Annotated in this window: 18 protein-coding genes and 1 riboswitch; of the genes, 2 read left to right on the forward strand and 16 right to left on the reverse strand. The window is 49.4% G+C overall.

Annotation, left to right across the window (positions count from 1 at the left end):
* Positions 1–307: 307 nt before the first annotated feature.
* The 10 genes from TY09_RS09990 to TY09_RS10035 form a co-directional block, all read right to left on the reverse strand.
* Positions 308–1,114, reverse strand: coding sequence for a hypothetical protein (locus TY09_RS09990; RefSeq protein WP_009065985.1), 807 nt, complete (start codon positions 1,112–1,114; stop codon positions 308–310).
* Between the two features lie 369 nt (positions 1,115–1,483).
* Positions 1,484–1,984 (reverse strand): hypothetical protein, encoded by a 501-nt coding sequence (locus tag TY09_RS09995; protein ID WP_009066060.1) that lies wholly within the window; start codon positions 1,982–1,984, stop codon positions 1,484–1,486.
* Positions 1,971–2,390 (reverse strand): DUF4430 domain-containing protein, encoded by a 420-nt coding sequence (locus TY09_RS10000; RefSeq protein ID WP_009066076.1) that lies wholly within the window; start codon positions 2,388–2,390, stop codon positions 1,971–1,973. Before TY09_RS10000 ends, TY09_RS09995 begins: the two co-directional genes overlap by 14 nt.
* A 23-nt stretch (positions 2,391–2,413) precedes the next feature.
* Entirely contained in the window at positions 2,414–4,834 is a 2,421-nt protein-coding gene (locus TY09_RS10005; RefSeq protein ID WP_009065911.1) for a homocysteine S-methyltransferase family protein, read from the reverse strand.
* 15 nt (positions 4,835–4,849) lie between these two features.
* Positions 4,850–5,551: a vitamin B12 dependent-methionine synthase activation domain-containing protein gene (locus TY09_RS10010; protein ID WP_009066015.1), complete on the reverse strand. Its 702-nt coding sequence runs from the start codon at positions 5,549–5,551 to the stop codon at positions 4,850–4,852.
* Positions 5,541–6,434 carry a methylenetetrahydrofolate reductase [NAD(P)H] gene (gene metF / locus TY09_RS10015; protein WP_009066080.1) on the reverse strand — a complete coding sequence of 298 codons (894 nt, stop codon included), beginning with the start codon at positions 6,432–6,434 and terminating at the stop codon, positions 5,541–5,543. Before metF ends, TY09_RS10010 begins: the two co-directional genes overlap by 11 nt.
* 657 nt (positions 6,435–7,091) lie before the next feature.
* Positions 7,092–7,547: a YhcH/YjgK/YiaL family protein gene (locus tag TY09_RS10020; RefSeq protein ID WP_042433797.1), complete on the reverse strand. Its 456-nt coding sequence runs from the start codon at positions 7,545–7,547 to the stop codon at positions 7,092–7,094.
* Positions 7,541–7,855: a hypothetical protein gene (locus tag TY09_RS10025; RefSeq protein WP_042433800.1), complete on the reverse strand. Its 315-nt coding sequence runs from the start codon at positions 7,853–7,855 to the stop codon at positions 7,541–7,543. The genes TY09_RS10020 and TY09_RS10025 overlap by 7 nt, the downstream gene beginning before the upstream one ends.
* Before the next feature lie 13 nt (positions 7,856–7,868).
* Positions 7,869–8,849 carry a hydroxyacid dehydrogenase gene (locus TY09_RS10030; protein ID WP_042433803.1) on the reverse strand — a complete coding sequence of 327 codons (981 nt, stop codon included), beginning with the start codon at positions 8,847–8,849 and terminating at the stop codon, positions 7,869–7,871.
* Complete coding sequence (locus TY09_RS10035) at positions 8,846–10,171, reverse strand: nickel pincer cofactor-dependent isomerase, group 22 (RefSeq protein WP_242841477.1); 1,326 nt, start codon at positions 10,169–10,171, stop codon at positions 8,846–8,848. Before TY09_RS10035 ends, TY09_RS10030 begins: the two co-directional genes overlap by 4 nt.
* 123 nt (positions 10,172–10,294) lie before the next feature.
* Between TY09_RS10035 and TY09_RS17620 the strand changes: the two genes are divergently transcribed.
* Positions 10,295–11,146, forward strand: coding sequence for a helix-turn-helix transcriptional regulator (locus TY09_RS17620; protein ID WP_052335596.1), 852 nt, complete (start codon positions 10,295–10,297; stop codon positions 11,144–11,146).
* Between the two features lie 651 nt (positions 11,147–11,797).
* On the opposite strand, the gene TY09_RS10045 is transcribed toward TY09_RS17620, so the two are convergent.
* The 5 genes from TY09_RS10045 to TY09_RS10065 form a co-directional block, all read right to left on the reverse strand.
* On the reverse strand, positions 11,798–12,589 hold the full coding sequence (locus tag TY09_RS10045) for an N-formylglutamate amidohydrolase (protein ID WP_042433808.1): 792 nt from the start codon (positions 12,587–12,589) through the stop codon (positions 11,798–11,800).
* Positions 12,590–12,653: 64 nt separating this feature from the next.
* Positions 12,654–12,731, reverse strand: a riboswitch (ZMP/ZTP riboswitch).
* 206 nt (positions 12,732–12,937) lie between these two features.
* Entirely contained in the window at positions 12,938–13,705 is a 768-nt protein-coding gene (locus TY09_RS10050) for an amino acid ABC transporter ATP-binding protein (RefSeq protein ID WP_042433812.1), read from the reverse strand.
* Between the two features lie 13 nt (positions 13,706–13,718).
* Positions 13,719–14,360: an amino acid ABC transporter permease gene (locus TY09_RS10055; RefSeq protein ID WP_009066010.1), complete on the reverse strand. Its 642-nt coding sequence runs from the start codon at positions 14,358–14,360 to the stop codon at positions 13,719–13,721.
* A 36-nt stretch (positions 14,361–14,396) separates the two neighbouring features.
* Positions 14,397–15,248, reverse strand: coding sequence for an amino acid ABC transporter substrate-binding protein (locus tag TY09_RS10060; protein ID WP_042433815.1), 852 nt, complete (start codon positions 15,246–15,248; stop codon positions 14,397–14,399).
* Between the two features lie 252 nt (positions 15,249–15,500).
* Positions 15,501–17,144: a leucine-rich repeat domain-containing protein gene (locus TY09_RS10065; RefSeq protein WP_009066062.1), complete on the reverse strand. Its 1,644-nt coding sequence runs from the start codon at positions 17,142–17,144 to the stop codon at positions 15,501–15,503.
* 223 nt (positions 17,145–17,367) lie between these two features.
* On the opposite strand from TY09_RS10065, the gene TY09_RS10070 reads away from it, so the two are divergent.
* Entirely contained in the window at positions 17,368–17,991 is a 624-nt protein-coding gene (locus tag TY09_RS10070; protein ID WP_042433819.1) for a cytidylate kinase-like family protein, read from the forward strand.
* 126 nt (positions 17,992–18,117) lie between these two features.
* Here TY09_RS10070 and TY09_RS10075 read toward each other — a convergent pair whose 3' ends face one another.
* On the reverse strand, positions 18,118–18,762 hold the full coding sequence (locus tag TY09_RS10075; protein WP_042433821.1) for a VOC family protein: 645 nt from the start codon (positions 18,760–18,762) through the stop codon (positions 18,118–18,120).
* Between the last annotated feature and the right edge of the window lie 58 nt (positions 18,763–18,820).

Consider the following 18,820-nt stretch of genomic DNA (forward strand, 5'->3'; position numbering starts at 1 on the left):
TTGAACTTACATAGGAGCTAACATGAAAATTTGTAAAAATAATAGCGTTGTATTGAGCTGATAAGAGGGCTTACAGATAAACTATCTGTAAGCCCTCTATTCTTATACAGCTTTATTAAATTACGCTCTACTGCCTTTTCCTTAAACTCTGCCATATTTCGCTTGTTCGATTTCTCTTTAGGCGTAGAAAAGCATCCCTTTATTTTCAGTATATCATACTGTCTAACAATTGGAATACAGTTCAGAATGCTAGCTTTTCGGGCTTTTTTGCAAATTAGCCCAAATGGCGTTTGTGGAGATTGCCAGATCAAGTGGAAAAAAGTTTTTGAATGATTGCCCAATCCTGATCGTTGAAATGATATTCACGCCTTAGAGCATCAAGATTTTGTACCCCACTGTTTTTTTTAGGAACAGCATGCAAAATACTATTGATTTTTTTGACAGATTCAAGATCGCGAAACTCTGAGTAAGTAAACTGAATATCCTTTCCATTATTAAAGAAAAATGTATACGAAAATGTATAATATCCAATCCTGCGGACTTGATGATGATAGTAAGCACCTATTTCCACCTGAGTGACCGTATTGAGTGGATATTGATTAGATACATGATTTAGGCAATCATATTTCACAATTGAAGTATCTGTGAGTTCATAACGTGAGTAGATGCCAAAAGCACCAATTACAAAAGATAATATTAAAATAATGGCTAAAGAAGCAGAAACAAACCTCTTATACATTTTTTTATTCTTACTTAAGTCGTTTATGCTTTTAGGTTTATGCTGTTGGCCAAATAAAGGATAGATATTACGGGTTTGCTCTCCATAGATTATTCCCCTTTTCCCGAAGATTGGCCTCTTTTCTTTAAATTTCACAATCCAAAAACAGAAGCTGATACAGAAAATGGTGAGCGTAGGTATCACTAAAAAGAGAGAAGAACTGCCTGTTGCTACAGCGAAAACACGATTGTTTGTAAACGAAGTAAAATTGTGTACCCATCCAGGAATAAAAGAAAAACTAAACGATATCATGATGATAATTAAAAAAAGAAAATAATAAATCAATTTATCTAAAACGGATAGTGGAGGCATCTTGGGTTTCTTCCGTTTCGGCATATAAATCATCCTAAGTATTATTAAGAATAGAGATCGGTTTTTAATTATATCATATATTTAGTGGATAATAAATTAAGATACAAAGATAGCGATGTATTTTATTCTGTATGTTAATGATTATCTGCTCTCTATCATCGCGCCGCCAGAAGAATATCGGTACTATGGATGATTTACTCTAAGAATGAATCGCCCGTACCACTATGAGTTACCCTCAAATGTTCATGAAAGCAAAAACAGGTTGGTATTGCTAACCTGTTTTTGCTTTTGATAGGAAGAAAACATGCCGGAATCAGAATTGTAAGCGGTTTATTTGAGTGCATCGAATGCACACGGCAATATCTAACCAATCTTTCTCAGCGCAGTCCATTGCTACGCGATGGAGTGATACAGACGGTCCAGCGGCTGAAATAAAATGCGGATTAAGATAAAATTGCTGACGCCATGCAGAATATCAAAGGGAATGCCCGCAATCCACCACGCCAGAGCGGTAGGGATGCCGCCTGCCAATAGGTAAATGAGCGAAAAGAAAAGGCCGAACAGCAGGCCGAATCCTCCGCCGAACGCTGCCCATGTCCATACGCTGCGGGGCCTTTTATCCAGTAGCGTAGCGATGATCCACAGAAACGCCCAAATGTACAGGTAGCCAAACCACCAGAAATGGAACCCATAAAAAACGCCTTCCAAAAGCACAAATACATAGATAATGAAAAGAGCTTTCTTTTGAAACCAGCGCGTATAAAGCAGGATCAGCAGCGTTACCATTTCGATATTCGGCAATGGGGAAAGCGCAATCTGTAAGACAAACAGTATCGCGGTGCATACCGACAGCCGGACCAGCTCTTTGGCGGTCAAAGAATTATTTTGAAGCATTTTCAATGTTTTCAACGATGAATTGATATTGATCGCCATCTGTAACTGGCTGCTGATCTATGCCATATTGTCCATATTCCCCGTTTACATAAAGCGCCCAGTATTGATCCCCTTGACTAAAGTCCGCGGTTACTCCATTGATCGTGTAAAGCGAGAACCCGTACTGCGTTTCTTTTCCCTCAATGGATAAAACAGATTCGGCTGCTTCTTTCAAATACTCAGCATCGGTATCGACGGTGAAATTTTCGGTTTTTCCATCCTCATAAACTACCGCGATAGAAATATGCTTGCTGCCCTCTGTGGGTTTTTGGGAAAAAATCGCCCAAAGGCCCGCGAGCAGGGCTATGGCCAGTACAAAAGCTGTGATGGGAATCCAAATCCGATTGCGATTATTTTGTTTTTCCATGAAATACCCCTTTATTTGATTGATCAGTCAGATTTGCCTTTTAATACGCGCTCTGCATATCTTACGCTTTCCATGGCGTTCTTTCCATAAAAATCAGCACCGATTTGGTCAGCATACTCTTGTGTCATGACGGCTCCGCCTACCATGACGAGCGTATCCGGCTTTTTTTCTTTCAGCTGACGGATCGTCTCAGCCATGGCAGGGACGGTGGTGGTCATCAGCGCGCTGAGCCCCACCAGTTTTACCTGATTTTCAATGGCCGATTCTACGATCGTTTCCGGCGGAACATCTCTTCCAAGGTCAATCACGTGGTAGCCGTAATTTTCCATGATCGCCTTGACAATGTTTTTCCCGATATCGTGAATATCGCCTTTTACTGTGGCCAAAATCACGGCCGGGCCGATTTCATCGGAAGCCGGCAGCTTTTTCCGCACTTCTTCAAATGCCGCCTTTGCCGCTTCGGCGCTCATCAAAAGCTGCGGCAAAAAGACCGTTTTTGCTTCAAATCCCTTTCCGACGATATCCAGTGCCGGCACAATCTGCTCCTGAATCAGGGCGAGCGGCTCTGTGCTCTCCAGCTTTTCCTTTGCCAGCTCGGCCGCCTCCGCACTGAAACCGCGGAGGATGGCGCCCTGCAGTCCGTCCGGCGTTTGGGAAGAATTCTGGGCGGCAGGGGCCTTTGACACTGTCACCGTATCCGACGGAACATTCTGAGAAAAGCGGATATATTCCTGGCAATTGTCGTCCAATCCGGCCAAGGCCAGGTAACTGTGATACGCTTTTTGCATTTCGAAAGAGAAGGGATTCATGATCGCCGCACTCAGTCCCTTTACCAAAGCCATGATAAAAAATGTGCCGGTGATAAAATCCCTGTTGGGCAGACCAAAGGAAATATTAGAGATTCCCAGAGAACAGCAAACGCCCAGTCTGCCTTGAATCATTGGAATCGTGTCCAGAGTGACCTGAGCCGCCTGCTGGTCGGAAGAAATCGTCATGGCCAGAGGGTCAAAAATCAAATCGCAGGCGGCGATCCCATATTCCGCCGCTCGACGTACGATTCGCTCGGCGATTGCGAAACGTCCCTCCGCTGTTTCCGGAATTCCGGATCCATCCAGCGTCAGGCAAACGACAAAGCCCCCATATTTTTTAACGAGAGGGAAGATGGCGCTCATACTCTCGTCACTGCCGTTGACAGAGTTGATCATCGGCTTGCCGTTGTACACGCGCATCGCGCGTTCCATGGCAGTCTGGTTAGATGTGTCCAGCTGAAGCGGCAGATCGCATACGCTTTGCAGCTCTTTCACACAGGTTACCAGCATTTCCGGTTCATCAATTTCAGGAAGTCCCACGTTGACATCCAGCACCTGTGCACCCTGCTCCTGCTGCAAAATACCTTCTTTGAGAATATAGCCGATATCCTTCTGCCGCAGGGCCTCTTTAAACCGTTTTTTGCCTGTGGGATTGATTCTTTCGCCAATCATGACCGGTTTGCCGCCAAATACAACGGCATGGGTATAAGAGCTGATCACAGCGCGGTGTTTGGAAAGAATCGGAGTAACGGGCAGGCCCTTTGTCTGATCCGTCATCAGCCTGATATAAGCAGGCGTCGTTCCGCAGCACCCGCCTATGACACGGGCCCCTCCGGCTGCAATGCGGAGCATGGTTTGTGCAAATTCTTCGGCCGACACGTCAAATACCGTTTTTCCGCCTTCCGAGCGCGGCAGCCCTGCATTCGGCTTGACCAGAACAGGGACGGACGCACAGGAAATAAATCTGGGGAGGAGCTCCAGCATTTTGTCCGGCCCTAATGAGCAATTGATGCCGATGACGTCTGCACCCAAACCCTCCAGCATGGCTACCATCGCCTCCGGCGTGGTACCGCTCATCAGCTTGCCCGTTTCATCATACACGTTGCTGACGAAAACAGGCAGACTGCAGTTTTCCTTCGCGGCCAGCACAGCGGCCTTGGTTTCATAGCAGTCGTTCATGGTTTCAATCAGCACACAATCAGCACCGGCTTCTGCGCCGGCCTGTACGATTTCGGCGAACAGGGAAACGGCATCTTCAAAATCAAGGTCTCCCAGCGGGGCAAGCAGCTTGCCGAGAGGGCCAATGTCCAACGCGACGAAACGATCCGGCTGACCGAATTTCGCTTCCTCTCTGGCGGTTTTTGCGCAGTTTACGGCGGCTGAAACCACCTCTTTTACCGAAAACCGGCCTTCCTGTCCGTCGTATTTCAACCCGTTTGCGCCGAAAGTATTGGTACAAACCAGATGGCTTCCCGCTTCGTAATACTGCCGGTGCAGATCCTTTATTTTTTCAGGATGCAGCAGATTCCATGTTTCCGGCAGCTCCCCGGGCGCCAGCCCCTGCTCCTGCAAATAGGTGCCGGTTCCACCGTCCAGATAAAAAATCCCTTGATTGATACATTCCATGATATTCATTTCTGCAAAGTCCCTTCATAGACGAAATGTGCAGTCTTGCTGACCGCAGGTCGGGCAATGATCCCGTTTAGAGCATACAGCCGGTTTTTCTGCTGTGTGGTCTGTTTGTTCCATTCCAATGATAGCCGAAACAGATTTCTGCGGAATCATGAGCAGCGCATCTGTCAAGGAAATGCCCGCATTCTGGTTCGCATGCAGGGCATCCAGCAAGGGTTTCTGCGCGTTTAAAGGCAAATCGCCGTAGCCAGGGCTGAAACGCGAACGAAAAGTTTGGCCAGGGTGCTCTTCGGCCCATTCCCGGCACAACAAATCACAAAAACTCTCGATGGCAACAGTACCGACGGCGTCCAACACAAGAGCCAGGGAAGGCGAAGTGACAAAAGCACGCTTTCTCTGCCGTTCGGTCTCTATGCCCGTGGTAGCTGCAAACAATATGGCACGGTCGCACCCTGCAAGATGTTTGGCAAGGCTTTTTCCTTCCACACAGAAAGTGCCGAAATCTGTTTTTGCCTCCGTAATAGACACGGGCACTTCCATAAAGCAGGCGGTATAATTTGCCGCCCTTTGAAAATCGGCCAGAGCCCTTTCCATCAAACCGACAAGCTGAGCATCCGGCTGAGAACGCCCGAGCCCCATATAGCGGCCAACTTCTTTCAGCGGGATTTCTACATCGGACGATTTATGAAAAACAGTTTTTACTGCGGAGCTATGTCTCATTAGATACCTCTGCGGGAGCGCCCACAATTTCCGATAGATTTTCCATGATCTTACGGGCAATCAAAGGATTGTTCATCGAATAAACGTGTACAGCGGGTATCCCATTGGCAAACAGATCTATAATTTGCTCTGTTGCATAAGCGATCCCCGCCTGGCGCATGGTGGCCGGATTCTCTCCGAAGCGATCTAAAATATACCGAAAGCGCTGAGGCAGTACGGTTCCCGAAAGAGCAATAATTCTGCGGATCTGAGCGACGTTGGTGACGGGCATAATTCCCGGAATGACAGGCACCTGAATTCCCGCGTTTCTGATTTTGTACATAAAGTTGTAAAAAATATTATTGTCAAAAAACATTTGTGACGTTAAAAAATCACACCCGGCGTCTACTTTTTCCTTCAGATATTCGATATCCTTTCTTTGGGACGGAGATTCCGTATGGCCCTCAGGATAACAGGCCCCACCGATGCAGAACCCGCCGTACCGGTGGATCTCCGACACGAGCTGACTGGCATAATGGAATTCCCAGTCTTCGTGTACGCTTGATTCCGGCGGCAAGTCGCCCCTGAGCGCAAGTACATTGCTGACGCCGGCAGCACGCAGGCTGGAAAGCTGCTCGCGGATACCTTCCTGTGAAGAATGGATGCAGCTCAGGTGGGCTAAAGCGGGTACGTGGAATTGATTCTGAATGTCCGCCGCAATCGAAACAGTATAATCACTGGTTCCGCCGCCCGCGCCATATGTCACGCTCATAAAGCTTGGCGAAAGCAGGGCGATTTCTTCGGCGGCCCTTTGTATGCTTTCATAATTGCTGCTTTTTTTCGGTGGAAAAACCTCGAAAGAGAGCGAGGGTTTTGGACCGCACAACAATTCCGTAAGCTGCATAACCATTCCCCTTATGTTTTATTTTCAAACCATCCCGATGGATGTCTGAATTTGGTATATTAATCTATTATACCAAAGAATTCCCCCAACAAGGTAATAGCATATTTTTATTTATTGTAATAGATAAATCCTATATATGAAGTACGAAATCACTTTTTCCTTTTCACCATCATTGAACTGAGCTGAAAACCATTGATTATGAATCTGTGGTATCATATGCGGGAATCGCAGAAGTAGTGGCAGGCATTAACAGAAATGTTTGTGGAAATGGGAAAGCAGGCGGTAAAGCGTATCCTAGAGAGAGGGAAGTCAGCCACTAGCATGGCCGAAACTTGGAATGGATGGAAAGGATGCTTTATTTCATAAAATTTATCTCTGGCTTTATCCTATAAGGAAAATGAAAACAGCAAGACGGTATCGCGAAAGCGATACCGTCTTGCTGCAAGGATACTTCCTTCTGATCTAAGATGATTGCGTTAACAGGGTTCTTGCTAGAAATCATTGTACGAAATAGATGCATTGAGAGGTGACATAGCTTTTGATTTATCATAATCCCTGAGTCGTTGGAACCTGTTTTTCCACACAACATTCAAAATCATTTTCGCACAAAAAGCCTGGGAATTGCCTCAACAATACATGGGCTTTTTTTAAGAAACTTTAGGATACCGGAACCTTCAGCACAATTTTTTTCACCATTGCAGACTCACCCGCAACAATCTTAGGCATATGGGCCTCCTCCGGGGTGACTACAATCAGTTCTCCCTGGGAAAGAATCACCTGGCTGGCCGTCTCTGGGCTGTGGTAAATGGTGATGTCCCGCTCAGCATCGTAGGGAATCTTCTCCTCCAGTGTATCGCGCGGAGCCAGATGAAAGCCCTCACGTCCTGCAACTATGTAATGAATGTCAAAGTAGCGGTCATGGGTCTCGTATTTGCCCTCGTCTGCAGGAATGGTCGTATACTCCTGTACGCTGGCGGTAACTCCTTGCTCCAGCTCAATCTTTCCCACCGGAAGGTCTGCAAGATCGGGTCTGCGGAGAAAGGCATAGCCGATTTTGAATTTCTCTGCCAAATAGTCGTAATGTTCGGCCAGGGCAAGACTGGAAATCAACATATAGGTACTCCCTTTCTTCTGTCGCAATGTGTTTGTGCGACAATCTGTTTGTTTTTCCGAGTTTTAGAAATTACAGCGCACCAGACAACCACGCCGCCCAGTGCAACCCTAGAGAAACCGCTAAGCATACCCGGCGTGACAAAGAGGATGATCGCCGCAAAGAACAGCACCAGCTCCACCAACATCAGGTTTTTTCTCAGATAGTCCGCCACCGTTGAAGTCAGGAAGAAGGTGCTGCATCCCTGAATATCAACCTGACTATGGACGAAATCCAGCGGGAGGTAGCCCGCCGGGGCCCTTCTGCACATAATTTTATTGATCCTAATTTGCTTCTCCGCTCCATTTGGGGTGACGGTAAACCTCCGGATTTGCCACACCGGGCCACTGCTCACCCTGCAGAACAGCCAGACAGCCGTCGGCGCACATGGTGGCGGCGCGGATCGTGGCCTCTTTTGTCTGGGCGGCGCTGTGGGGCGAAAAGATGAGATGCTTTGCTGCCAATAGCGGATTCCCCAGTCGGGTGGGCTCTTCTACCGGAGTGTCGATTCCCGCCCCCGCGATGATATCGTTATTGAGGGCCTCAATCAGTGCGTCTTCATCCACAATGCCGCCGCGGGCACAGTTTACCAATATCGCCGAGGGCTTCATCTGGGCCAGCTGTGCTTTCCCAATGAGGCCTTTTGTTTCAGGCAGCAAAGGAATGTGAAGGGTTACAATGTCCGCAGCCTTCAGCAGATGCTCCAGCGTCGGGCAGGGCTGCGCGCCGCGTTCTGCAATCTGCTGCTCAGACAGGTAAGGATCATAGGCCATCACCTTCATCCCAAAGGCAGCGCACAGCCGCCCAACACGATTGCCAATGTCACCAAATCCCACAATGCCTACTGCTTTGTCCAGCAGCTCAAACTGGCGGCCGCAGTTTCGGATTTCAAAATTTCCGTGCAGCGCTTCGTTGTGACATTCCACCAGGTTAGAGGCCAGACCCAGCATCAGGGCCAGGGTGTGCTCCGCCACCGAATCGGCGTTGCAGTGCGGGGCGATCACCACCGGAATGCCCCGGGCAGTGGCCGCCGCCACATCCACGCTGTCGAACCCAATTCCGGAGCGCCCTATTACCTTCAGGTTAGGGGCCTGTTCCAGCTCCTGAGCGTTTAGGTGTCCGATGCGGATCACCAGAGCATCCGCAGTGGAAAGCTCCTCCAGATACTCTGTGGGGTTGCCGGAATTGGCAACCCAGATTTCTCCAGCTTGGGCAAATTTCTCATATCCCTCTTTGCAAAGAGGCTGTGTCATGATGGTTTTCATTGGCGTTCCTCCCATATCAATAGATTTCCCTTTTCGTCAAACGGCAGTTCCTTAGGTTCTTCAACAATTTCGATGCCGGGGGTGTTTTGGGCAAGCTCCCAATATGCTTTGGAAAGATACAGCTCGCCCATGGTCAGTGTGTTGCGGATCAGTACAATTCTGGGATTCTCGGGGTCAATGTGATTGCAGGTCTTGATGGCGCCCTGAATGGCCATCTTGTCATCCCGCAGTACCATGGCCAGCTTAATGGGCCAAAAAACAGTAGAGGTCAGGGCATTGGGATAGGTCTCCAGAAAATTAAATTTCTCATAAAAACGAAGCGTGGTGGTATCGGCCTGACCGATTCCCATCCCGTTTCCGTGGGAGGCCTCGGTCAAATCCAACACTGCCGTGCGCTGGTGCTTCAGACCGCCGCCGCCATAGGGGGTGGACCAGGTCCCGGTGATGTTGGGGTCCATGCCGCTGCCGGAAAAGTCCTTTCCGATCTCCTTCACCACCATGACATCGGTTTCATCCACCAAAATCCGGGGCATCAGACCTTTGGCATACTCCAGCAATCCTGGCTCTTCCACCGGGATTTCTTCGTTGCGCAACACCGCCACCCTGCAGGTTTGGTCGTGTGCATTTTCAATCACCCCAATGCCGAAGAGTACCTTTGCATGGGTGCGGACAAAATTTCCGAAGAGGGGAATGCGGGTTTTAAACACCCCAAAGCCGTCCCGGTGTAGGCTGTCCGCCCCCTCCTGATTGCCGAGACCGATGCAGAGCATTTTGGTCAGTCCTGACTCATAGTCGCCCCGAAAGGCGCTGTGGGGTTTGATGCGATTGACCGCCACGATGCCGTCCGCCTCAAAGGCCAGCTTGTCGATGTAGACCGGAAGACGCTTTCCCTCCTCTTCCACGTGGCCCAGTTCCACCGTCTCCATGGAGGAATCAATGGGGCAGCCGCAAAATTCTTCCGTGATGCCATAACCGGAGAGGATAAGCCGCTGACCCTCGGCGGTGGCCCCTCCGTGACTGCCCATGGCAGGGACGATAAAAGGGTGACAGCCCAGGCGTTTTAAGTAGGAGACCGCCTCCCGCAGCACAACATTCATATTGGCGATACCGCGGCTTGACCCCGTAAGGCAGATACACATTCCCGGGCGGAGCAGTTCCTCCAGCCCCTTGTTTTCCAGCTGGCGGCGCACCTCGCCGGCTACGTCGGTCAGGTGGGTGTCGTCAAAGTGCTGCCGAATCTTGAACATGGGCGGGATGTGAACCTCCTTCAGCAATCCCTCAATGACACTATAGTCCTGAAAGCTATGGTTAGGGTTTTCCAAAATAACGCCCCCTTTCTTTTTCTTTATCTTACCGCAGAAAAGAGGAGACTGTCTTTTAAAAATTTTATTCTTTATTTGCACTTTTCTCAGATATATGATAAGGTGACTATGAGGTGATACTCTATGGAAAGCAACGTAACCGTTCACCGGGTGGTCCGCGATAAAAAGAAACCCGGTCAGTATATTGAACCTCACAGTCATCCTTTTTTTCACTATCTGTTCGGTCTGGCAGGTCACGTCCGCATGCATGCTGCAGAGACGGATTTTATTGTGCCGCCCGGCGGGCTTGCTATGATACCGCCGGGGATAGAACACTCCATCCACAGTCTGGATGATTCCTGTAGCCTGAATATAAAATTTACCTGCGAGGGCTGCCTGGCAAAACCGGCGGCGCAATTACCCCTTTTTTTGCCGTGGGTTGGAGATTACCAGCAGGTGCTGCTGAAAAACCTGTTGGAGGAGGCAGTCCTGCAGCGAGCTGGCAGTGCTGAGCTTGTAAGTCTGCGGATGTACGAGCTGCTGCTCCTGTTAAATCGGACAGAGTCTGCTGCACTGCCTGCACCACCAGTGGATGTAGGGCGAAACAGCAAGCTGAAAAAGGCACTGGAGCTGATTGCGATCCATCCGAATTTGTCCGTGGCAGAGCTGGCGGCGGCCTGCGGCTACCACGAGAATTATTTTTCTTCCTTTTTTAAAGAAGCCATGGGCTGTACACCCCGGCACTATATTAACCTGCAGAAAATGAACAAGGCCAAAGATCTGTTGCTCTTTTCAGACTGCAATGTAACGCAGGCTGCGGAGCAACTGGGATTTAGCTGTGTACACTATTTCAGCCGGGTGTTTCATCAATTGACCGGCATCACCCCGTCAGAGTATCTTAGCCGCGGTAGCCAACCGGTTACTGTCAATGTAGTGCATAACAGCAACACGCCCGCGGGGATATTCGAATTCCCGCTTCGCGATCCGGCCTCCTGATCATTTCACGGTACGTTCAAGACGGATACTGCAAGGTCTTATATACGGTAATTTTGTATTATAAGACCCAAAACGCCTCTCGAAAGTATAAAACGCACGATGGCATTGCCATTGTGCGTTTTAGATTTTTAATATCAGACAAATCTAAAGACATAAATTTTGCACACAAAAATGCAACAATGCAAAGGGCAGAGATGATAATGGAGGCTTTATAATCATTTAGTATGCTTAGTTACCGTACTTGCATTTCTAAAAAATATAATTAAAAGGATCAAGACTGTAATACAAGAGCGGAAAAATAAAGCTGAATTATGCTTTATTTGCTATCCATTTATGGTAAAATACAAAAAAGTATGGACAATGCAGGTATACAGCAGTTTTTCGCGATTGAATCTAGAAAAAATAACGACATGCAGAACATGTGGTATAACTGGGAGAACGCGGCCGCCGCGGAATAAATTCAGGAACATTCTTATGATGTGATTTAAGGCTTTTCAATCGGAGAATGCCGAAGGATAAACACAGAAAAAACCTTGAGGCCTGTAAAATACGGGCCTCAAGGTTTTTTGGTTTGGTAAAGAGATATGGCGGAAAAGGAAAAGCCTGAAACCATCTCTTTCATTTTAGTCAGAATGACTTTCCGATCGGAAATCAATTGTTATGGCTCCCAAAGAGAAGCTGTGTAAAAATTGCTTTCAGCCTTCTTTTGGCTTCCTCGAACAATGCCTCATTGCGAGTGGTAATTTCTTCTTCCACAAAATAGCGGTCCTCAATATACTTTGTATACCGAAGCTCTACCAGTATTCCCTCAAATCTTTCCTGAAACAGCTCACGGTAGTGGTGAATGCTGTGTCCGCCTAGAATGGCATTATCCAAAACGGTATAGCCCTGTGTTTCAAATCCATTGTGCAGAGCTTGCAGCGTCTGTTCCGAGGATGTTGCGCCGCACCGGTTCGATAAATAAATATCCTGATTGCCACCATTTGCAAAATTGATAAAAAAACTGTGTAGATCCAGTAAAAGGACGGACGGAAACACCTGTAGCTTTGCGCGCAGCAGATTTTCCAGCGCCTGATGATATGGTTGATAATATTGAGTGATCCGCTCGTTGATTTCTTTCTCCTCCAACGGAATCGCATACAGCGGACTGCCCTGCGTGTTCTGCTGATAAACTACTGTATTGCGATAATCACCATCCTTTGCGCCTCCTGTTGGGCGGTTGACGTCTACAACATACCGGCTTAAGTGATTGACAATGGTGGTACAGCCCATTGCAGGAAGAAAGTCGTATAGCTCCGGCAAAAACCAATCTGTGTTGGACAGGCATGCCGTATCAAGCATGCGGCTTCTGATATGCGGGGGAACCAATGTTCCGCTGTGAGGCAAATCAATCACCAGCGGGAATCGATGCGTGTTTTCATTCAGAATCGTAAAATACTCCATGACAGCCTCCTTTTTGCTCCGACTGTTCAAAAATTTAAAAACAATAAAAGCCCACCAGTCTAAGGCATCATGCCCAGACGGTCGGCTCACAATACTGCACTTCCCGTGGTCTGTTCCACTTCCGTCAGTTGTACAGTGATTTGATACTATCATCGAATATCAATATTGTCAAATCTGAGAGCAGTTCAGGACGTTGCAGAGAGCATCCGGCAGGAAACGAAAAGCAGGAAAGGCCCCGCCGTTTTGGCGGAGCCCTCCTGCTTGGTTCAGAAGATTGTATATCCTGTGAGTTGCACTCGTAAGCAAATTGGATCGGGCGCTATACCACGGCCCGGATTGCCGTAAGGCTCATTCCGTAAAGCGTGAAAGAAAAGCTCTGGTGCGCTCGTTGCGGGTGTGAGAGAAAATTTCGTCCGGCGTGCCGTTTTCCAGAACCGTGCCACCATCCATGAAGATGACGTGGTCGGCCACGTCGTGGGCGAACTGCATTTCGTGCGTTACCACAACCATGGTCATGTGCTCTGCGGCCAGCTGGCGCATAACCCGCAGAATTTCGCCCGTCAGCTCTGGGTCAAGGGCCGAGGTCGGCTCGTCAAAAAACAGGATTTCCGGGTTCATGGCCAGCGCCCGGGCAATCGAAACCCGCTGCTGCTGCCCGCCGGAAAGCTGGTACGGGTAAGCGTCCGCTTTTTCAGAGAGCCCCATTTTCTTCAGCAGCTCTCTTGCGGTAGCGGTGGCTTCCTCGTGACTTTTCTGTAACACGCGCACCGGCGCGTCGGTAATGTTTTTCAGTACGCTGTAATGCGGGAACAGGTTGAAATTCTGGAATACCAGCCCCAGGCGCAGGCCGATTTTACGGCACAGCTCGGGGGAGGAATACACGGCTTTTCCGTCGGGGCCGTTTTGTACCAGTACGTCGCCGCAGACGGAAATAACGCCCGAGTCCACGTTTTCCAGCTGGGCAATGCAGCGCAGCAGGGTGCTTTTTCCCGAGCCAGATGGCCCGATAATGGCGAGCACCTCGCCCCGATGCACCTCCAGCGAGATCCCCTTGAGGACTTCTTCGCCGTCGAAGCACTTTTTGATATCTGTTGCGGTCAGAATCGTCTGACTCATTGGGAATCCCTCCTTATTGGTAATAGCTCAGCCGGTTTTCCAGCACCGTAAATGCCCGGGTGACAATCCCGTTCATTACTAGGTAGAACAGCCCGGCGATTACCAGAGGAGTCATATCCACAGCGCTCGAGACCCACTGAGAGGTGACCTTCAGCAGCTCAACGACGCCGATTACCTGAGCCAGAGAGGTATCTTTCACCAGGGTGATGAATTCGTTCCCCATCGGCGGGGTGATCCGCTTGATCACCTGGGGCAGAACGATGTGAAAAAAGGCCTGTGATTTGGTGTACCCCAAAACCTTTGCGGCCTCCCGCTGTCCATTGGGGATGGACTCCAGACCGCCGCGGTAAATCTCGGCAAAATAGGCGGCATAATTCAGGGCAAACGCAACCTCTGCGGCCAATACGCGATCCAGCTGGATTCCAAGCAGGGGCTTTAACGCGTAGAACATGAACAGCAGCTGCAGCATCAACGGGGTTCCGCGCATGATCAATATGTAGAAGCGCACGGGCAGATTGACGATTTTCAGTTTCGACATTCTGCCCAGTGCCACCAAAAGTCCCAAAGGAAGCGAGACAATCAGGGTGAAAAAGAAAATTTGCAGGGACATCAGCGTTGCCGTAAACATTTCTGTTAATAGCACCTGATAATTCATAGCTTAGACCTCCGGGACCAATTTCGGAGACGGGTTTTATTTCACGTCTACCGTTGTAACATCTTCGCCAAACCATTTTCCAGAAATGGTGGTCATTGTGCCGTCCTTTGCCATCGCGCGCAGGGTTTCATCGATCTTATCTTTCAGTGCCAGATCGTTTTTGCGCATGCCGACGACATAGTCCTCAGACGCCAGAGAAATCGCCGTGCCGCCGTTTTCCAGAATGCGGAAGGAGCCGGGCTGGTTTTTCAGGTAGAAGCGCGCGACAACCTCGTCGATCGAGATCGCGTCGATTGTGCCGTTCTGAATTTCCAAAATCGCCTTGGTGTAGTCGTCGATCTGTATCACATTCTTCAGGGAGCTCTTGAACTCCTTGTTTTCCACCGCGTTCAGAGCCGCTTCGGCGGAGGAATCACTCTGCACGCCGACCACCCTGCCGCTTAAATCTTTGAGCGTTTTATAGGTGGACTCCGTCTTGACCAGAATGATCTGGTTGTTGCTCATATAGGGAATGCTCAAAGCCATCGCTTCGGCGCGCTCAGGGGTTTTGCTGAAACCGTTCCACAGGCAGTCCACGTTGCCGTTGTCCAGTTCGGCCTGCTTGTTGCTCCAGTCGATCGGCTGAAGCTTCAGCTCTACGCCAAGGCGTTTGCAGGCTTCCTTCGCCAGATCGATATCGAATCCGATCAATTCGCCGGTATTGGTATCTTTATAGCCCATCGGGGGGAATGCATCGTCCAGCCCAACAACCAGAGTGCCGGCTTTTTCCACCTTGTCCCAGGATTCATCTGCGCCGGCCGCGGAGGAAGCCGACTGATTTCCCTGGCCGCAGGCAGTCATGCCGAGCGATATCGTAAGAGCGAGGAGCGAAGCCAGTAATTTCTTCATAATAACAGTCCTTCCGATTTTGATCACATTTCGGGCACTTTAGCGTAGTAGCATTAGAAAGTGTCCGCGATAACGTTTTTTATTCTACTCGATTCATAAGAAAAAGTAAAGAGATTTTGAAAAGTCTATGCAAAGTATGCAAAAAGCTTCCGGATTTGCCGGAAGCTTTCGGAGCATCATTACAGCAAAGCGCGGCCCCTTGACGGAGAATTCCGCAGGCGCCGCGCTCTTTTAGAAATTACCAGAAAATTTTTAGTTGAAGTAGCTGCGGTTACGGGCAGCCTGACCGTGCTGTGTCACGTTATACGCCACGTCGAAGCGGATGGAAACGTGATTCAGTACGGTAGAACCGCTCAGCACATCCACCACAACATAGCAGGTGCCGGGGGCCTTTCCGGTTACGCGGTAATTGCCGTTGGCCAGCCTCTGCACGGTGGCAATTCCGGTGCGGCTGGAATAAACGTTGATGGTTTTGGTGTAGGCATTTCCGGCCAGAACGACGCCAATGTCGTAAATGTTGCCGGGGGCCATGGTGTAGGTATTCGTATCGATCATAACAGAACCGGCATACTGCACGCCGTTGTAAATCAGATCGGTATTGGTGGAGCCGTTATCGGTTCCGGTGTTCGCGCCGGCAGGGATATCCGAAGAGGGATCGCTCTTGAGCTTAAAGGTATACCCCTTGCTGTTGGCGTATGCTCGCACATAGGAGTCCGATGAGCCGCGCAGCGTCGTATTGTCTCCAAACGCACTGCGACCGATGTCCTGTACACTGTCGGGGACAACAAGGGTATAAAGTTTCGTGCAGTCGTAGAACACACCGTCGCCGATTCCTCTCAGCCCATCCTCTATAGTGACGGAACTGAGCATCTGGTCGTAGGCAAACAGGTCATCCTCCAGAGTATCGAGTTCGGCAGGAATATTGACGGACTGCAGGCGTGAGCAGTAAGAGAAGGCGCCCTCTCCCAACATGGAAAGATACTGGGGAAGCTTGACAGACTGCAAATTAACGCAGTAGGCAAACGCCTCGGGCTTGATTTCCTCCAGAAGTGAGGGCAGCGAAATCCCCGTCAGTGCGCGGCAGTTATAAAATGCGCGTTCCCCAATGGAATAGAGCGAGCGCGGAAGGGATACACTGGTCAGAGCGGTGCAGTTAAAAAAGGTCTTATCGGGAAGCTCTTCCATACCGTCCGGCAGGCTGGCACTTGTCAGTGCCGTGCAGTAGGAGAAAACGGAATCATCCATCTCTGAGATTGTGCGGGGAAGAGAAACGGAAGTCAAAGCTTTGCAATAGCTGAATGCTTCCTGTCCAAGGGTAGTAAGGCCGCTGCGGAAGCTGACACTGGTAAGCTTTGAGCAGTAGCTGAATGCGTTCTCTTCAATAGTATTTACATCCGGCGGAATAGATATGCTTGTGATGCCGGAATTGTAAAAGGCCGCGTCTTCAATGACGGTGACATTCGATGGAATCGTGATATCGTTTAAGGCGGTGCAGCCGCTGAACAGCCCGCTGCTGATTTCTGTCAGCTTTTTGGGCAGGGTGATATAATTGAGCTTGGGGCATTCCGCAAAGGCGCGGGTGCCGATCGTCTCAACACTGCTGGGCATGGAGACCGAGGCCAGACGACCGCAGTCGTAGAAAGCCTTCTCGGCGATTGTCTCAACGGAATCCGGAATTGTCACATAGGTCATACGGTTGTTTCCCGAAAACGCACTTGCGCCGATTTCGGTGACGGTGGATGGGATTTTTACGGTAGTGTCGGTTCCGGTATACTTTGTCAGCACTCCGTTCGTTATTTTAAAATCGCTGGATGCGGCGAATACAGGCGGTGCGGAAAAAGCCGATACAGCCAATACGAAACCGATGACCAAGGTCAGCAGTTTGTATTTCTTCATAGAAACACGCTCCCTTTTTAAAAATGCATAAGATGTCGTTTCATTCTGTTAAACAATATAACTATAATGTATCATGAGATGGAAATATTTGCAAGAAAAGTAACAAGAATGAAAAAACTGCTTTTTGCAAAATTGGGAACCATGTTTTGTGTTGACCATGGCAGCAGAATGGCTTATACTGGAAATAAAGAGACCAACAGGAACCAGGCAGGAGAGTGATACAATGAAAAAATTTGTCATTACGATCGCACGTGAGTACGGCAGCGGCGGCAGAACAGTCGGCAAATTGCTGGCTGAGGAGCTGGGCGTTCCGTTTTATGACAGAGAGCTGCTTCGTATGGCGTCTGACGAAAGCGGAATTAACGAGACCTTGTTTGCGAAAGCGGACGAAAATCTGAAAAGCACTGTGCTGTGGAAGGCGTTCCGCAAATCGTATTCGGGCGAACTGATTCCGCCGGACAGCGAGGATTTTGTATCTAACAGCAATTTGTTTCAGTTCCAGTCCAAGGTGATCCGCGAGCTGGCCGCGCAGGAATCCTGCGTGATTATCGGCCGCTGTGCGGATTATATTCTGCGGGACATGGATCACGTTTTAAGGCTTTATGTTCATGCGCCGATGGAATCCTGCATGGAACGGGCCAGGGTTTTCCACCCCAATCTTTCGGATTCGGAGCTGCGCCGCCTGATTCAAAAAATCGATAAGCGCCGCGCGGAATATTACGAGTATTTCACCGGGAAACACTGGAAGGATGCGGACAATTACGACCTGTGCTTCAACAGCAGCCAGCTTTCGTGGGATCAGTGTGTCCGGCTGGTCAAGGCATATTTGGATATTAAACTGGGTTGACAGCCCGCAGGCCGTTAAAGCGCGACGTAGCCACAGCGTGTTCTGCGCTGTTTTTGGCGGCGGGAACGTTCAGTTGAATTCATAAATAAAAAGCTCCGGAGACGACTGAGTCGTCTCCGGAGCTTTTCAGTTTTCAATCAGCATCCGGGTCTCCCCGGATTCATACTCCAGCTCGATGCTGTGAATGCTGTTCCCTTCAAACAGAACCAGGGCGGGGTCGTCGCACAGCGCACAAATCAGCGGTATCCGTTCTTTTGATGTACCGAACGAAACGCTGCGGATTCGTTTGACCCCATTGGGATGCACAAAGTTTTTGGGCTTGGGATCAATATTGAAATAGGTCATCAGAAAAGGAATCTGCAGATCGTCGGGGAACAGGCAGGTAAAGCGGAGCTTGCGGCCCTTGGTGTCATTTCTGTGAGAGGGCATGACAACATACTTCTGCTTTGCCTGATCCAGAAGCTTTTTTTCACGCTCCAGATTCGACTCGTAAGTTTCCAGCGCCAGTCCGCAGGGACCGCCCTCGTGCGTATCCCACAAATCGAGGCGGTCGGCAAACCTTTTTTTGCCCGACAGGCGCAGCAGGCGCTTTATCATTTCCGGCATGCCGGTAGAGGCAAGCAGCTCGAGGTATGGCCCGTCAGAAAAATAAATGATGGCATTATAAGCCCGCTTTGCCGAGCCGTATTCCACGGCAAAGCCCTTTTCGCGGTATTCTTCCACCGCTTTCTGCAAATCGTTTACTTTCAGGATCATGTGACTGACTTTCATTTGTTTTCTCCTCCCGTCAGCGCCGTCGGCGCGCCATCACAGCCGTTTGCCGAAATCA

It is taken from the genome of Faecalispora jeddahensis (genome assembly GCF_000577335.1).
Taxonomy (GTDB): Bacteria; Bacillota; Clostridia; order Oscillospirales; family Acutalibacteraceae; genus Faecalispora; species Faecalispora jeddahensis.